The 16,062-nt window shown below is 66.9% G+C and carries 16 protein-coding genes; 1 reads left to right on the plus strand and 15 read right to left on the minus strand.

Going from position 1 to position 16,062, the window contains the following annotated elements; genetic code table 11:
* Window positions 1–240: 240 nt before the first annotated feature.
* The 5 genes from JZ792_RS07240 to JZ792_RS07260 form a co-directional block, all read right to left on the minus strand.
* Window positions 241–885 carry a ComF family protein gene (locus JZ792_RS07240; RefSeq protein WP_216908100.1) on the minus strand — a complete coding sequence of 215 codons (645 nt, stop codon included), beginning with the start codon at window positions 883–885 and terminating at the stop codon, window positions 241–243.
* A 36-nt stretch (window positions 886–921) separates the two neighbouring features.
* Entirely contained in the window at window positions 922–2,727 is a 1,806-nt protein-coding gene (lpqB, locus tag JZ792_RS07245) for an MtrAB system accessory lipoprotein LpqB (protein ID WP_216908102.1), read from the minus strand.
* On the minus strand, window positions 2,724–4,484 hold the full coding sequence (gene mtrB, locus JZ792_RS07250; protein ID WP_438804302.1) for an MtrAB system histidine kinase MtrB: 1,761 nt from the start codon (window positions 4,482–4,484) through the stop codon (window positions 2,724–2,726). The genes lpqB and mtrB overlap by 4 nt, the downstream gene beginning before the upstream one ends.
* Window positions 4,485–4,561: 77 nt before the next feature.
* Window positions 4,562–5,239, minus strand: coding sequence for an MtrAB system response regulator MtrA (mtrA, locus tag JZ792_RS07255; protein WP_109528392.1), 678 nt, complete (start codon window positions 5,237–5,239; stop codon window positions 4,562–4,564).
* 78 nt (window positions 5,240–5,317) lie between these two features.
* Window positions 5,318–5,965: a dTMP kinase gene (locus JZ792_RS07260; protein WP_216908104.1), complete on the minus strand. Its 648-nt coding sequence runs from the start codon at window positions 5,963–5,965 to the stop codon at window positions 5,318–5,320.
* Between the two features lie 130 nt (window positions 5,966–6,095).
* On the opposite strand from JZ792_RS07260, the gene JZ792_RS07265 reads away from it, so the two are divergent.
* Window positions 6,096–6,344, plus strand: a complete 249-nt coding sequence (locus tag JZ792_RS07265) for a hypothetical protein (protein WP_109528394.1) — start codon at window positions 6,096–6,098, stop codon at window positions 6,342–6,344.
* Window positions 6,345–6,429: 85 nt separating this feature from the next.
* On the opposite strand, the gene ahcY is transcribed toward JZ792_RS07265, so the two are convergent.
* From ahcY to cofD, 10 genes are all read right to left on the minus strand, one after another.
* Window positions 6,430–7,911: an adenosylhomocysteinase gene (gene ahcY / locus JZ792_RS07270; protein ID WP_216908106.1), complete on the minus strand. Its 1,482-nt coding sequence runs from the start codon at window positions 7,909–7,911 to the stop codon at window positions 6,430–6,432.
* A gap of 103 nt (window positions 7,912–8,014) precedes the next feature.
* Complete coding sequence (locus JZ792_RS07275) at window positions 8,015–8,764, minus strand: esterase/lipase family protein (RefSeq protein ID WP_216908108.1); 750 nt, start codon at window positions 8,762–8,764, stop codon at window positions 8,015–8,017.
* 43 nt (window positions 8,765–8,807) lie between these two features.
* On the minus strand, window positions 8,808–9,965 hold the full coding sequence (locus JZ792_RS07280) for an alkane 1-monooxygenase (protein WP_308165183.1): 1,158 nt from the start codon (window positions 9,963–9,965) through the stop codon (window positions 8,808–8,810).
* Between the two features lie 193 nt (window positions 9,966–10,158).
* Window positions 10,159–10,779, minus strand: coding sequence for a TetR/AcrR family transcriptional regulator (locus tag JZ792_RS07285; RefSeq protein WP_216908112.1), 621 nt, complete (start codon window positions 10,777–10,779; stop codon window positions 10,159–10,161).
* A gap of 40 nt (window positions 10,780–10,819) precedes the next feature.
* Complete coding sequence (locus tag JZ792_RS07290) at window positions 10,820–11,014, minus strand: rubredoxin (protein WP_254189454.1); 195 nt, start codon at window positions 11,012–11,014, stop codon at window positions 10,820–10,822.
* A gap of 32 nt (window positions 11,015–11,046) precedes the next feature.
* Complete coding sequence (locus JZ792_RS07295) at window positions 11,047–11,220, minus strand: rubredoxin (RefSeq protein WP_109528399.1); 174 nt, start codon at window positions 11,218–11,220, stop codon at window positions 11,047–11,049.
* A gap of 2 nt (window positions 11,221–11,222) precedes the next feature.
* Entirely contained in the window at window positions 11,223–12,461 is a 1,239-nt protein-coding gene (locus tag JZ792_RS07300; protein WP_216908115.1) for an alkane 1-monooxygenase, read from the minus strand.
* Window positions 12,462–12,649: 188 nt separating this feature from the next.
* Entirely contained in the window at window positions 12,650–13,171 is a 522-nt protein-coding gene (locus tag JZ792_RS07305; protein WP_216908117.1) for an NUDIX hydrolase, read from the minus strand.
* Window positions 13,172–13,238: 67 nt separating this feature from the next.
* Window positions 13,239–14,579 (minus strand): coenzyme F420-0:L-glutamate ligase, encoded by a 1,341-nt coding sequence (locus JZ792_RS07310; RefSeq protein WP_308165184.1) that lies wholly within the window; start codon window positions 14,577–14,579, stop codon window positions 13,239–13,241.
* A gap of 119 nt (window positions 14,580–14,698) precedes the next feature.
* Entirely contained in the window at window positions 14,699–15,838 is a 1,140-nt protein-coding gene (gene cofD / locus JZ792_RS07315; RefSeq protein WP_308165185.1) for a 2-phospho-L-lactate transferase, read from the minus strand.
* Between the last annotated feature and the right edge of the window lie 224 nt (window positions 15,839–16,062).

Here is a 16,062-nt window from a genome sequence, read left to right on the forward strand (position 1 = left end):
GCACAGCCCGATATGACGTGCGGCGGGGTTGAGCCGTGCCGAGCAGTATTCGGTATCCGTCGCTTCGCGGAGCCCTTCGCGGTTACACGGACTCGGGCCGGGGGCCCGGACCTCACGTCGGGGAATAACACGGCACGTAGTTGTCCGAGGCGCCACCTCCAAACTCCCGGTTCGGGTGTGTGTTGGCGACGGTAGTACGCATAGCGGCGGTCCGCCAGTGTTCACGCAAATTTCCCGGAGTCAAGCAGCACACGTCACCAGAACGCCACGTACCGAATAACCGACACGTCCGAGCGCGCGCACCGATTCACCGACGGTGGCGCCGGTCGTCAGCACATCATCGACCACGACTACCTCGGCAAATCCGGTGTAGGATGCCCGCGCACCGGGTATGGGTAGAGCGTGGATCCGACCCTCCAGATTGCGCCTGCGCTCGCCCGATGTCAGCCCGACGGAGTCACGCGCTCCCCACCACAGACGTAATGCCGGGACCACCTGGCAATCTTCCAGCGATCCCGCCGCGGCAGCGGCCGTCCGCAGGACCGGATCGCCACCCCGACGCCGCGCCGCGACCCGTCTGCTCGGCGCGGGCACCAGGATCAGTGGCCGCCCCGGAGCCCGCAGTCGAGCCAGCCCCGCCGCCAGCGCGTCACCGAGTGGTCGCGCGAGATCACGCCTGCCGTGTTCCTTCATCGCCAGTACCGCCCGACGGGCCGGACCGGCATAGGGACCGAGCGCCCAGCACGGCACGCCGGGATCGGTCCGTGGACGGACCCGCACCGGCGGTCTCGTCAGCACCGCGGCGCACTCGGCGCACCATGGCGTCCCGGCCGTCCCGCACCCGCCGCACCGTGCGGGCAACATCAGATCGAGCAGCGTTCGCATCGGGCGAGTGTGCACCCACCCACCGACAGAGCGCGGCTATCCGGGCAGCACGGGAACGGCGTTCGCGCCCAGCCCCGGCACCTCGCGCCAATAGGGCTCGCCGCCGTCGGGATTACTGGTCAATTCCAGGACAGCACGCGAATCGGCGACGTACTGGTGTTCGGGCGAGACGCTGACCGACCGCACCGGCGAGGTCAGATTGCGCCCGGTCAGCGGTAGCAGCCCGGAGCCGTCGATCTGGACGGTGCGCACCGGGTCGACATTGCCCTGGAACGCGATGAAGATCGTGTCGCCACCCAGCCAGTTCACCGACACCGCGGGCGTGCTCACGTCGACGGCCACCGGCATCGGCGAGGTCACCGCGTATTTGCCGTCGGGCCTACGGACCACGACCGCCACGTACACCTTGCCGTCCGCGATCAGCACCGCGCGGACACCGCTGCGCGAGATCCTGATCTCGGTGATCGGGAATCGCAGTGCGGTGGAACCCGTTGTCAGGCCGGAGATGTCGACATCCTCGACCGACACGGTTCCCGTCGCCCGGTCGTTGACCACCCGGATGACGTGCTCACCGTCGATAACCGCCCACGCGGCGCTGCCGTCGAGGGCCCAGGACGGTCGGCTGATGGTTGTGCCCTCGGCGACCGGGAACTGGGTGCCGCCGTAACTACCGACCATCAGCGTGCGCGGCGGCTCGGGCGCGGGCCTGCCCGCGTCGGCGACGGCGGCGACGAACTGACCGTCCGGGCTCAGCGCCGCGGACTGGAGATTGCTCACCACACCGAAATAGCCGGGGGCCGGGTCGATCCCGCCGACCCCGACCTGCACGAGCGAGCCCTCGCGCAACGCGTGCAGCCCGATCCGGTTCTGGGCGTTGACCTCGGGACTGGACTGCTGGACATCGGCGACCGACCACCCGTTCGCGGCGAACCGCTCGTCCAAGGGTTTGCCGTCGGCCAGGAGCATGTACGGCCCGAGGACGTCGGCTCTGGCCAGGGTGAGCACCACCTGCGCCGCGAGCAGTTCGCGATCACGCTGGTTGAACCCGTTGACACCGGAGAAATCGATGCGCACGCCGCCAAGGCCCACGCCGACCTCGTCGGGATCGCCGTTGGCCTTGGTGATCGGACCGCGTATCGCCACGGGCGGGGCCATCAGGTTGCGCACCACCGGGGCGAGCGCGGGCTCGCTGCCGTCGGCCAGCAACGAGAGCAGCCGCTCGGTCAGTTCGTTCTTCGGCGCGGAGATCCAGCGCAGATCGGGGACGACCGAACTACCCGTCGGCTCCGGGAAGTACAGCACGTATCGCCGGTAGGACTTCGCGAAGGCGGTGGTGTCCATCACGACGCCGTCGGGCAGGTCGTCGATGCGCCATTCGCCGTCGACCTTGACCATCTCGATCTTGTATTCGAGCGGTGGTCCCTCGGTGGCCCGGTACGCGCCGTCGGGCGCGATCTCGGCGACCTTCTGGGCGCGGATCCGGTAGGTGGCGGATTCGGCCTCGCGGGATTCGAGCAGGGTGTCGGGCCGGTCGACGATCACCGTGCTCGTGGTGTCGTCCCACTGGGCCGAGGCCGACTCGGTCATGTACTGCCGCGCCGCCGCGTGCCCGTTGGCCGGGTCCGCCGTCGCCTGGAGGTAGTCGCGTAGCAGCAGTCCCGGATCGCGCCCGGCCGTCGGCGGCAGCGGTCCTTCCGACGTCGGCTCCCTGTTGATGGTGCCGAGGGCCTGCGGCGCGGAGGACTCCGGCAGACTCGCGCATCCACCGAGCAGCGCGGTCACCAGCACGAGGGCGCCGAGCGCGGCCCAACGCAGCCGCGGGAACCTGGAATGCACGGTCATGACTGTACGTCTCCCGACTCGCGCGCTACCTCGCCGCTGTCGGCGTCCGAGGACGGCGGCTCCGGTGCGGCGCCGTCGCGGTCGGCCTCGGTGGCCCGGGCCCGGTCGGCGCCCGGTTCGGGCTGCGGCAACGGGCTGGACGGCAACTCGACGGTCTCGGATTCGGTGGGACGCGGCGGTTTGCGCATGCCCGGTTCCAGCGGCAGCGGGCTCACCCCGAGTTTCTTACCGCGAACCAGCGGCAACGTCAGCCGGAAACTCGCGCCGAGGCCGATCTCGCCCCACGCCTCCAGCCTGCCCTCGTGCAGATTCGCGTCCTCGACGCTGATGGACAGACCGAGTCCGGTACCGCCGGAACGGCGCATCCTGGACGGGTCCGAACGCCAGAAGCGGTTGAACACCAACTTCTCCTCGCCCGGCCGCAGACCGACGCCCTGATCGCGTACCACCACCGCGACCGCGTTGGCGTCGGCATCGCCGCGCATCCGGATCAGCACCGGTTTGCCCTCGCTGTGGTCGATGGCGTTGGCGAGCAGATTACGGAGCACGCGCTCGACGCGACGCGGGTCGACGTCGGCGACCAGCGGTTCCTCCGGCATGTCGATGACCACTTCGATGCCCGCGTCCTTGGCCAGATGCCGCACGGTGGAGATCGCGGCCCGCGCGCACATGCGCACGTCGAGCGATTCGACCTGCAATTCGGCCACGCCCGCGTCGTGCCTGCTGATTTCGAGCAGGTCGTTGAGCAGGCCCTCGAAGCGGTCGAGTTCGGTCACGAGCAGTTCGGCGCTGCGCGCCAGAGCCGGGTCCAGATCGTCGCTGCTGCTGTGGATCAGGTCGGCCGCCATGCGGACGGTGGTGAGCGGGGTGCGCAACTCGTGGCTGACGTCGGAGGTGAATCGGCGTTGTAGATTGCCGAATTCCTCGAGCTGCGTGATCTGATTCGACAGACTCTCGGCCATCTCGTTGAACGCCTGCGCCAACCGCGCCATATCGTCCTCGCCGCGCACGAGCATGCGTTCCTTGAGTCTGCCGTCGGCGAAACGGCTGGCGATCCGCGCGGCGGACCGGATCGGCAGCACGACCTGCCTGGTGACCAGCGCGGTGATCGCGGCAAGCAGCACGAGCAGCACAAGGCCACCGATCATCATGGTGCCGCGCATGAGCGCCAGGCTGCGTTCCTCGTTGGCCAGCGGGAAGATCAGGTAGATCTCCAGGGTCGGGATCTCGGCGCTCGGACTGCCGATGACCAGCGCGCGGCCGTGATAGCCGTCCGGATCCGCCACCGTGGCGAACTGATAGCTGACCTGGTTGCGCTGCACGAACCGGCGCAGTTCCTCGGGCACCTCGCTGATCGGGCCGACCGAGATCTGCTGCTGCGGCGTGCCGCCGACCATGCTCAGCGCGGAATCGAAACTGCCTGCCACACCGCTGGATTGACCCGTGCCACCGCGATTGGACAGCGCGTCGCGCGCGTCACCGAGCCGCTGGGTGCCGATATCGTGCACACCCGCGAGCTGGCTCTCCACCGTATTGCGCGCGCGGTCCATCTCCTCGACCGCGGCGTTGATCTTGGCGTCCAGCAGCCGATCGGTGATCTGGCTGGTCAGCACCACGCCGAGGATGGTGATGACGATCAGCGACAGGGTCAGCGTCGAGACGATGACGCGCAGTTGCAGCGACCGTCGCCAGACATGACCCAACGCGGTGCCGACGTCTCTGAACCACGTCGCCACCGGTGTGAGCGCTGTTCGAATACGATGACCCGTCCCGCGTGACGCACCGGCCGGGTCGTCGTGGCCGACCGCGCCCGCGGGACGCTCCTCGCTATCGATCACGGGGGTCCGGCCTTGTACCCGACCCCGCGGACGGTCAGCACGATTTCAGGATTCTCCGGGTCTTTCTCGACCTTCGCGCGTAGGCGCTGCACGTGCACGTTGACCAGCCTGGTGTCAGCCGCGTGCCGGTAGCCCCATACCTGTTCGAGCAGCACTTCACGAGTGAAGACCTGGCGCGGTTTGCGCGCCAGCGCCACCAGCAGATCGAATTCCAGCGGCGTCAGCGAGATCTGCACGCCGGAGCGGCTGACCTTGTGCGCGGGCACGTCGATGACGATATCCGCGATGGACAGCAGTTCGGCGGGCTCGTCCTCGGTGCGACGCAGGCGAGCGCGCACCCGGGCGACGAGTTCCTTGGGTTTGAACGGTTTGACGATGTAATCGTCGGCGCCGGACTCCAGACCGAGCACGACGTCGACCGTGTCGGTCTTGGCCGTGAGCATCACGATCGGCACCCCAGAATCGGCGCGCAGCACCCGGCATACGTCGATGCCGTTCATACCGGGCAGCATCAGGTCCAGCAACACGAGATCGGGGCGGATCTCACGTACCGCGGCCAGGGCCTGCGTGCCGTCGCCGACCACATGCGGGTCGAACCCTTCCCCGCGCAAGACGATCGTGAGCATCTCCGCGAGCGCCATATCGTCGTCGACGACCAGAATCTTCGGCTTCATAATTACTATGTTGTCATCTCTCGCGCTCGTAGCGGGCCGCCACGCCAACACTGGTCGAATCCCGCCGCACATCCAACCTTATCGGGCAACGATTTCGGCCAATCGGGTGATCAACGTCGAGGCGTCGTCGTCGGTTCGGAACTTCCACCACGGCCCGAACCAAGGCAGCTCGGCCAGCTCGCGGTATACCTCGTCGGTGCGCTGTTGCAGACCGCCGTCGCGTTCGTAGGCGTCCAGGGCCCGGGACTCGTCGAGTTCGCCACGCCTGTGCGCACGCTCGGCAGCCACCTCGGTCGGCACGTCGAGCAGCACCTGTAGCGCGGGCACCGGAAGCGCGAATCTGCCGAATTCCAAATCGCCCACCCAGCGCACCGTTTCGCCGTCCGCCGATTCCTTCTGGCGGGCAGCGGAATACGCGGCGTTGGAGGCGACGTACCGATCCAGCACGACAATATCGTTGTCGGCCACCAGTTTCGACAGTTCGGGCAGCGCGGCCGCGCGGTCGAGCGCGAACATCAGCGCCATCGCGTACACCGAGTCGGCCAGATCGCCGTGTTTGCCGCGCAGCGCCTCGGCCGCCAGATCCGCGTGCACCGAACGGCCGTAGCGCGGGAAGGCCAGCGTGGCGACGCGCAGACCGCGCGCACGCAGGGCCGCGCCGACGCCGTCGATCAGCGTCCTTTTACCCGCTCCGTCGATCCCTTCGACCGATACCAGCGCACCCATGAGGAGCAGGCTACATGCGCGAGGGTGACGGACCGACGCCACCCGACCAACTCGGCAAATATGAAATATCAACACTTCAGATTGTCGTATATTGGCGGCGGCTCCACCCACTATCAGGCAGGTCAACCACATGCCGAAATCACGCATTCTGCCCGCGATCGTCGCGGCGATCGCCATCTCCAGCGCCGTCATCTGCGGCAACGCAGCCGCGGATCCACTTCCCCCCGCCGATCCCGTCGCGGCCGACACCGGCAGCGCCTCCGGATCGGCCGCCGATATCGCCACCGTGTTCCGACTGCTGTCGATGACGGGTTCGGCCGGGATCAACTGCGCGCTGCGGCTGTACTTCTACGGCGACTGCTACCGGCTTCGGCTGTAGCCGGACGAGTGACCGCGCACGCGTGTGCCCCGTCGAGCCGGACTCGACGGGGCACACGTGATTCGGGAGGAATCCCTCGCGGGCGTCAGTACCGGTAGTGCTCCGGCTTGTACGGTCCCTCGACATCGACGTTGATGTACTCGGCCTGATCCTTGGTGAGTTTGGTCAGTTCACCGCCGAGCGCCTCGACGTGGATGCGGGCGACCTTCTCGTCCAGCGCCTTGGGCAGACGGTAGACCTCGTTGTCGTATTCCTGCGGCTTGGTCCACAGCTCGATCTGCGCGATGACCTGGTTGGAGAAGCTGTTCGACATCACGAACGACGGGTGTCCGGTCGCGTTGCCGAGGTTGAGCAGACGCCCCTCCGACAGCACGATGATGGATTTGCCCGACTCGAAGGTCCACTGGTCGACCTGCGGCTTGATATTGAGCCGGTGCGCACCGGAACGCTCCAGCGCGGCCATATCGATCTCGTTGTCGAAGTGGCCGATATTGCCGAGGATGGCCTTGTCCTTCATCGCCTTCATGTGATCGAGGGTGATGATGTCCTTGTTGCCGGTCGAGGTGATGACGATATCGGCGTTCGCGATCGCCTTCTCCACGGTGACGACGTCGTAGCCGTCCATCAGCGCCTGCAACGCGTTGATCGGGTCGATCTCGGTGACCTGGACCCGGGCGCCCTGTCCCGCAAGCGATTCCGCGCAGCCCTTGCCGACGTCACCGTAACCGCAGATCAGGATCTTCTTGCCGCCGATGAGCACATCGGTGCCCCGGTTGATGCCGTCGATCAGCGAGTGGCGGGTGCCGTACTTGTTGTCGAACTTCGACTTGGTGACCGAGTCGTTGACGTTGATGGCCGGGAACACCAGCTCACCCGCCGCCGCGAACTGGTACAGCCGCAGCACGCCGGTCGTGGTCTCCTCGGTGACGCCCTTGACCGATTCCGCGATCGCGCCCCACTTGCCGCGATCGGTCTCGAAACGCTCGCGCAGCAGGTTGAGGAACACCTTGTACTCGGCGGAGTGGTCGTCGTCCTCGGGCGGGATCACGCCCGCCTTCTCGAACTGCGCGCCGCGCAGCACGAGCATGGTGGCGTCGCCGCCGTCGTCGAGGATCATGTTGGTGGGTTCGCCCGGCCAGGTGAGCATCTGCTCGGCGGCCCACCAGTACTCCTCGAGGGTTTCACCCTTCCACGCGAAGACCGGCGTGCCCTCGGGCGCGTCGACGGTGCCGTGCGGACCGACCACGACCGCGGCGGCGGCGTGGTCCTGGGTCGAGAAGATGTTGCACGAGGCCCAGCGCACCTGCGCGCCCAGCGCGACGAGGGTCTCGATCAGCACCGCGGTCTGCACGGTCATGTGCAACGAACCGGAGATGCGGGCGCCCTGCAACGGCAGCACGTCCGCGTACTCGCGGCGCAGCGCCATCAGACCGGGCATCTCGTGCTCGGCCAGCCGGATCTCCTTGCGGCCGAATTCGGCCAGCGCGAGGTCCGCCACCTTGTAATCGACGCCGTTGCGGACATCGGCGGTCAGGGACGTGCGTGCGGGAAGTTCTGAGGTTGTCATGCGCCTGGATCAGCCTCTCGGTGAATGTCGGTTCGATCAGCAAGGCTAGTCCGTCACTCCGCGCCGTGGCACAGCGCGACGGTCTTGCCGTATCGCGGTGGTGTCAGCTGTAGGGGACGCCGTTGGGGAAGATGGTCGACCTCGGGTCGATCGCGCCGTCCGGTTCGTCGACGAATTCACCATCGCACACACCCGCGAGCGCGCCGCGCACCAGCGGCAGTACCGCGGGAAGCAGCGGTTCGAGCGCGTGGTCGACGCCGCCGTTACCGAGGGTCGGGAACGGCGTGATCCGGCACTGTCCGCCGTCGAGGCGCCCGTCGGACCATTCCCGCTCACTGCGGATCGAGTAGTACGCGGTCGGTCCCGGGGTGTCGTCGCCGGCGTTGAGCTCGGCCATGAACCGGGTGTCCGGGCAGATCTCGGCGCCAACCGGCTGCCCGCACGCGCCGGACGATCCGTACTGCGGCGCGCCGATCGCGACGTAGGTGGCGATCCGGTCCGCACCACCCAGATTGCGCAGGTAGTAGCGGCCGCTCATCGCGCCGATACTGTGCGCGACCAGGGCGACGGGAACGCCGGGATGTTCGGCGCGGGCCGCGTCCACGGCGGCGGCGACCGACGCGGCGTCGGCCGCCACGTCGAAACCCCGCAGATCGAGGACGACGGAGGTGTATCCGTCCGCCCGCAGTTCGGCGGCCATCGGTTCGTAGGGCAGCGGGCCCAACGACTGGCCGGGCACGATGACGACGACACCGCGCGTGGCGGCGGGAGTGGCGGCGGCGGGAGTGGCCGCCGCGAGCGGACCGAGGACAGCCGCGGCGGCGGTTGCGAGGACGAGCAACCTATCGAACATTAGCTGAGCCTAACCTAATCCGCGCGTCCCGCGTGAGTCGGGGTCAGGCGGCGGCCCGGTGCGAGGCCGCCAGTCTGACCCGTTTACGGGGCAGGACATTGGCCTTGTCGAGGTCGCCGTCGTAGTGGGCGAGCACCCGCTTGTCCATCACCGCTCGCCAGAGCGGCGGGATCGCGGCGAGCACGATCATGCTGGCGTAGCCCGCGGGCAGCCGCGGCGCCAGCGCCGAGGTGCGCAACGTCTGGTAGCGGCGACCGGGGTTGGCGTGATGGTCACTGTGCCGTTGCAGGTGGAACATGAAGATATTGGTGACCAGGCGATCGCTGTTCCAGCTGTCGCGGGCCGAACAACGGCGGTAGAGGCCGTTGGGCCTGCGCTCGCGCAGCAGACCGTAGTGCTCGACGTAGTTCACCGTCTCCAGCAGCGAGGCCCCGATCACGGCTTGCAGGAACAGCCACGGCACCGTCGCGATGCCGAAGATCCCGATCAGCGTGCCGAACAGCACCAGCGACATCGCCCAGGCCTGGAGGATGTGATTGTGCGGGCTCCACCAGCCGCGATCGCGCCGGGCCAGCCGCTCGCGCTCCAGGCCGATCGCCGAACGGAATCCGCCGCCGACGCTGCGCGGCAGGAATTCCCACAGCGATTCCCCCAGCCGGGCGCTCGCCGGATCCTCGGGAGTGGCGACGCGGACGTGGTGACCACGGTTGTGCTCGACGAAGAAATGGCCGTAGCCGGACTGCGCCAGCGCGAGTTTCGCCAGCCAGCGCTCGAGGACCTCGACCCGATGACCCAGTTCGTGCGCCGCGTTGATACCGATACCGCTGACGAAGCCGAGAGTGGTCGCCAGGCCGAGTTTGTCCAGCAGGCTCAGGTCGTCGCCCGCCCACATCGCGCTGGCGATCACCAGGCCGATCAGCTGGATCGGTAGGAAGAGGTAGGTGCACCACCGGTAGAACCTGTCGTTGGACAGGCGCTCGTAGTCCTCGTCGCGCGGATTGGATCCGTCCTCGCCGACGACCCAGTCCAGCACCGGGATGACGATCAGGATCAGGACCGGCCCGATCCACCAGAAGATCTCGTAGCCGGTGCGCAGGACAAGTTGCGAAGGGAGCAGCGCACAGGCGGGCGCGAGCAGACCGAACACCCAGAGATGGCGTTTGGGATCGAGCGACCCCTTCGGTTTGCCAACCGATTGCACGTTTGCCCCGCTTACTCCGTACTTCCACTTCGTTGCAGGACAATACATACAGTGTTTCGGACTGTTACACAGCGCCTAGGCAATCAAACGTGGTGGTACTTACAACCCTGCTAGTCGGTTTTTGGTCGAAATCACAAGTGCCTCGACGCACTGTGCACCGGCGGCTAACGCCGAGCTCCGGTCCGAACCGCTGCTACTGCCGGTCCCTCGCGGACAGTATCGCCTCCACGTAAGGAGCCAGCAACTCGCTCAGCTCGACGGGGGCATTGTGCCCGGGACCGGGCGGGGTCGGGATGTAACTCAGCGCGATCCGCACCAACGCCTGCGCGAGGATCTCCGATTCCGCCCGGGTGGCGTCCACCCAACTGTTCTCGAAGGCCCCCGCGAGGCGATCGGTCGCGTGCGCGAGCAAGGGCCCCGCGTCGAGGGTGATGAGGCGGAGCAGATCCAGTTTCGCCTCGCCCGAGAGCAGCGACTGCACGAGCGGATCGGTGGCCGCGTCCAGGAAGAACCCGGCCAGACCCTCCCGGAACGCGGCGCGCGCGTCACCGACGTTGCCGTCGATCGCGGTGTGGACATGATCGACGAGATCGTCGGCCAGTCGCAGCGCGTACGCCTGCGCCAGGCCCGCGCGTGAACCGAACTCGTTGTAGAGGGTCTGCCTGCTGACGCCCGCCCTGGTCGCGACATCGCCGAGGGTGATCTTGGCCCAGTCCCGTTCGACGAGCAGTTCGCGCATACCGTCGAGGACGGATGTGCGCAGCAGCAGCCGCGCCGCTTCCTGATAAGGAACCCTCGGTCCGGTACGCGGCATACCCGCGACACTGTCACGGGCATCTGCCGCAGTCAAAATCTCACGACCGTTCGATCTCGACCATGAAGAAATCGGCTTTGGCCGCGCCACAGTCCGGACAGGTCCAGTCATCGGGAATATCGTCCCACCTGGTACCGGGGGTGATTCCGTCGTCGGGCCAGCCCTGCGCCTCGTCGTACTCGAAACCGCACTGGACACATTGGAACAGTTTGTAATCCGGCCCGCCCGCCTCCAGGCCGGTCGTCGCTTCACTGGGTGACGCTGTACTCATCCGCTCACTCCTACCGGTTCGAAATCGATTTTCTCGCGTACGCCGCAATCGGGACAGCACCAGTCGTCGGGCACCTCGGACCAGGCCGTTCCGGCCGGAAATCCTTCGTGTGGTTCACCTTTCGACTCGTCGTAGACGTAATCACAGACGGGGCAACGGAAAGAGCTCACGACTACACCTCCGTCGTGCTCGCGCCGTAGCGGGCGAGGACCCGATCCCGTTTACCTGGCTGGATATTGGCCCGGGTGATGTCGCCGTCGTAATGGGCCAGCACCCGCTTGTCCATCACCCGACGCCACAGCGGCGGGAAGTAGGCGAGCAGGATCATGCTGGCGTAGCCACTGGGCAGATTGGGCGCGCCGTCCCAGCTGCGCAGGGTCTGATAGCGCCGCGTCGGGTAGGCGTGATGGTCACTGTGACGCTGTAGGTGGTACAGGAAGATATTGGTGACCAGGTGATCACTGTTCCAGCTGTGCACCGGCGCCGGGCGCTCGTAGCGCCCCGAGGCGGTTCGCTCGCGCACCAGCCCGTAGTGCTCGAGGTAGTTGACGGCCTCGAGCAGGCTGAATCCGACCACCGCCTGCAACACCAGGTACGGAAGCAGTTCGATACCGAAGATCGCGATCAGCGTGGCGTACAGCACCACCGACATGAGCCAGGCGCTGAGCACCTCGTTGTGCAGACTGAACGGCTTCTTGCCGAGACGCTCGAGCCGAGTCGACTCCAGCCGCCACGCCGAGCTCAGACTCCCCCACACGGTGCGCGGCCAGAAGGCCCAGAAGGACTCGCCGATCCGGGAACTAGCGGGATCCTCCGGCGTCGCCACCCGCACGTGGTGGCCGCGATTGTGCTCGATGTAGAAATGGCCGTAGAAGGGCTGGGCCAGCGCGATCCGCGACAGCCAGCGCTCCAGGCGCACCTTCTTGTGGCCCAGTTCGTGCGCGGTGTTGATGCCGATGCCGCCGATCATGCCGACGGTGATGGCGAGCCCGATCTTGTCGACCAGGTGCAGCCCGCCGTCGATGCCGAGCCAACTCACGTCGTCCGCGGTGATCAGGTAGCAGGCCATCACCAGTCCCGCGTACTGGAACGGCAGGTACAGGTAGGTCAGATAGCGGTAGTACCTGTCGTTCTCCAGGTACTCCATCACCTCGTCGGGCGGATTCTCACCGTCCGGGCCGAAGAACACATCGGCGATCGGGATCAGCACGTAGATCAGGATCGGACCGAGCCAGAACGGCACCTGCGCCAGCCGGTGCCAGCCGATCTCGTTGAGCGCCCAGATCAGTGGCAGGCCGATGGTGAACAGCCCCGTCGGCGCGAAAAGCCCCCACAGCCACATGTACCGCTTGCGGTCGCGCCACGCCTGCGCCTGCACCGGGCGCTCGGACGCGTCGATATCCGTCGACATCGTTGTCTCCTCTTTCCAGCGGCGCGCCGAAAGTGTGACGCGCAATACATCTATGATTTACAATAGCCATCACAGTGTCGGATGTCTATACAAATGCGCTGATTTGTAAAGTTGCCGTGGCATGCGGGTCGGTCCCGGAAACAGAAGAAGGGCCGCATCCCGGAGGATGCGGCCCTTCGACGGCGGTACTAGCGGTCCAGCAGAACATCCGCGTTGTCGGGCAGGGCGCCGACCGGCCACCACCGCAGGTCGGTCGACTCCGCGCTGCGCACCGGAACCGCGCCCGCCGGGGCGACGCCGAGGAACAGCAGATCGAGGTGGCGCGTCGGCACACCGAGCGAACAGGTGATCGGATGCGCCTGCGCCCCGTACAGTTCCGGTTCCAGGTAGATGCCTTCGATACCGGATTCCTCGGTCGCCTCGCGCAGCGCCGCGTCGGCGACCGTCTCGTCACCCTCCTCGCAATGCCCGCCGAGTTGGAGCCAACGCCCGACCCGGGGATGCAGGGTCAGCAGGACCTCGCTGCGGTCGTGCGAGAAGACGATGGTCGACGCGGTGATGTGCCCCGGCGCGTGCCCACGGAGGCAGCCACCGGGCGCCGACCCGAGGAAAGCCAGCATCGCCTCCCGGAGTGACTGATCGGGACGTGTTGCCGGGCACCAGGATTCGAGTAGTTTCGTGGCCGAGGCATGCAGCGATTCGGCGCTCATCGCGCGAATCCGCCGACGGCGGAACAGGTGGACGCGATCGCGGTTCGGAAAGTCACGGTTCCCATGATCACAGTTCCACCAAACCCGAGCCCGGACCGAATACCGAACGCGGCGCGGGTTCCTCGAGCGGATGACCGATGGCGATGGCGCCCAGCGGATTCCAGTCCTCGGCGAGCCCGAGCACCGAACGGGTGACCTCCGGGGCGAAGATCGTCGAGCCGATCCAGCAGCTGCCGATCCCGTCGGTGGCCAGCGCCACCAGCAGGCCCTGCACCGCCGCGCCGACCGCGACCGTGAACATGGTCCGCTCCGCGGCGCGCCTGCGCTCGTCGGGGTAATCGTGCGCGCCGTCGGGCACGCAGAACGGAATGATCACCTCGGGTGCGTCGAAGAGGATGCGCCCGCGGGCGATCCGGCGCTCCACCCGTTCGGGATCGAGTCCGTCCGCGGTGAGGTCGGTGCGCCACTTGTCGGCCATCGCCTCCAGTAACGCCTCGCGTAACTCGCGTTCGCGCAGCCACACGAAACGCACGGGACGGGTGTGGTGCGGTGCGGGCGCCGTCAGCGCTGTCGCGACGGCGCCGCGAACGCGTTCGGGGTCGACCGGGGTGTCGGCGAACTGCCGGACCGAACGGCGCAGCAACAGCGCCTCTTTCCTTCCGCGTTCGATCGCCTCGGCGGTGCCGAGCCAGAACAGATCCTCGGTGCCGCCGCGCAGCAGGTCGACCGCGCCCGAGCCGTCGTCGGTGACCGGCAATCCGCGCACCACGGCGACGGGTACGCCGCCGAGTTTGCCCTTCACCAGATCGGCGGCGGCGGCCAGTTCGTCCGCGATCGCGACCTGCGTGACGTGGAGTTCGTTGCCCTGCCCGTCCACGGCGCCCGCGTAGTCGTGCAGGACCCGCAGACCGGACGAGCCGATCGCGGCGTCGGTCTGCCCGTTGCGCCAGGCCCGCCCCATGGTGTCGGTGACGACCACCGCGACGGTGACGCCGAGACGTTCACCGAGCGCGGCGCGCAACGCCTTCGCGCTGCCGTCGGGGTCGTTCGGCAACAACACCAGTTCGCCCTGTTCGACATTGGAACCGTCGACCCCCGACGCCGCCTGGACGATGCCGAGTTTGTTCTCGGTGATCAGGGTGCGGCCCTTGCGCGCCAGCACCCGCACCGCTTCCTGATCGACGAGTGCGCGGCGCGCGCTGTCGCGTTCCTCCGGATCCAGCGGCGCGGCGACGATCCGGCCTTCGACCTTGGCCACGATCTTGCTGGTGACCACGAGGATGTCGCCGTCGGCCAGCCACGGCGCCGCCGCCGCGATGTGCTCGGCCAGGTCGTCGCCCGGCCGGAACTCCGGCAGGCCGGTGATCGGCAGGATGCGCAGTTCGTTCGCGGCGTGATCGGAATTCACGTCCGTCTCACTCCGGCCGGGATTCACCGTCGGCAGCTCTTTCCGGCCAGGATTCACCGTCGGCAGCTCTTTCCGGTCAGGATTCACTGTCACCAACTCTTTCCGGCCAGGATTCACTGTCACCATTTCACTCCGGCAAGGTCGAGGGCCTCACGCACCATTTCCGCGGTGGTGGGCGGATCGGTCATCAGCAAGGGCACACTACGCACCTCGACTCCCGGCACCCGCGCCGAGTCGGTGCTGTGGATCAGCCAACCGTCCAGGATGCCGGTCGCCGAGCGGGCGCCGTAATGCCTGCCGATCGCCTCCGCGGTGGTCTCGACCCCGATCACGGACAGGCATTCGTCGGCCATCCCGCGCAGCGGTTTGCCGTCGATGACCCCCGATACCCCGATCACTTTGGCCGACGTGGTGCGCAGCGCGCCGCGGATTCCCGGCACCGCGAGGATCGCGCCGATGCTGACGACGGGATTGGAGGGGGCCATCATAACAATATCGGCCTGATCTATGATATCGATCACATTTGGGGCGGGAGTGGCGTCATCCGCCCCGATTGTCGCGAATCCATGGGTCTCGATGTTCGCTCGGTAACGAACCCACCACTCCTGGAAATGGATCGCGCGACGTTCGCCAGGGTTGCCAGGATCACTCACAACGACATGCGTTTCACAGCGATCGTCGGTTGCCGGGATCAGTTTCACGCCGGGTTGCCACCTCTTGCACAGCGCTTCGGTGACCGCGGAAAGCGGGTACCCGGCACGCAACATTTCGGTTCGAATCAAGTGCGTCGCGATATCCCGATCGCCCAACCCGAACCAGTCCGGCTCGGCATGGTATTCGGCGAGTTCCTCCTTGGCGTGCCAAGTTTCTCCGACCCGCCCCCATCCACGTTCGGTATCGATTCCGTTACCCAGCGTGTACATGCAGGTATCGAGGTCGGGGCAAATGCGGAGGCCGTGCATCCAGACGTCGTCACCTACATTGACGATCGCGGAAACGTCGGCTTCCGGCAGCAGTTCCCGAACACCCTGCAGGAACCGCGCGCCACCGACTCCACCGACGAGTACGGCGATCTTGGGCCCGTTCGCGGGCGCGATGTCCGCTTGTTGTGCAGTCACATCGACACAGCCTATGCGGTACCGGAACCGGCGGTGTTCGCCGCATATTTGCTGGTCATTTGCTAGTGGGTACCACAAGATCAACACAGAAATCGGCGACGGATAGTAACGGAATAGCGTCGGCCGCTTGACCATCAACACATCCGGCGTGTCTAATCACAGACATGTCATTCCGGGCTCGCGCGAGAGTGCTGGCGCGAGCAGTTTTTCGAACAGATGTTCGCACTGGAATGACGAGCACGGGGATGTCCGCGGGACAACGTCGCGGGGTACGGCCGTCGGTGTGCGCGTTGGTCCGACGGAAAGAATCATTCTGCGCTAACACACAGTGAGGAGGCGGAGCGATGGCCGAAGACATGGTCTCG

Source organism: Nocardia noduli, from assembly GCF_019038455.1.
Taxonomy (GTDB): domain Bacteria; phylum Actinomycetota; class Actinomycetes; order Mycobacteriales; family Mycobacteriaceae; genus Nocardia; species Nocardia noduli.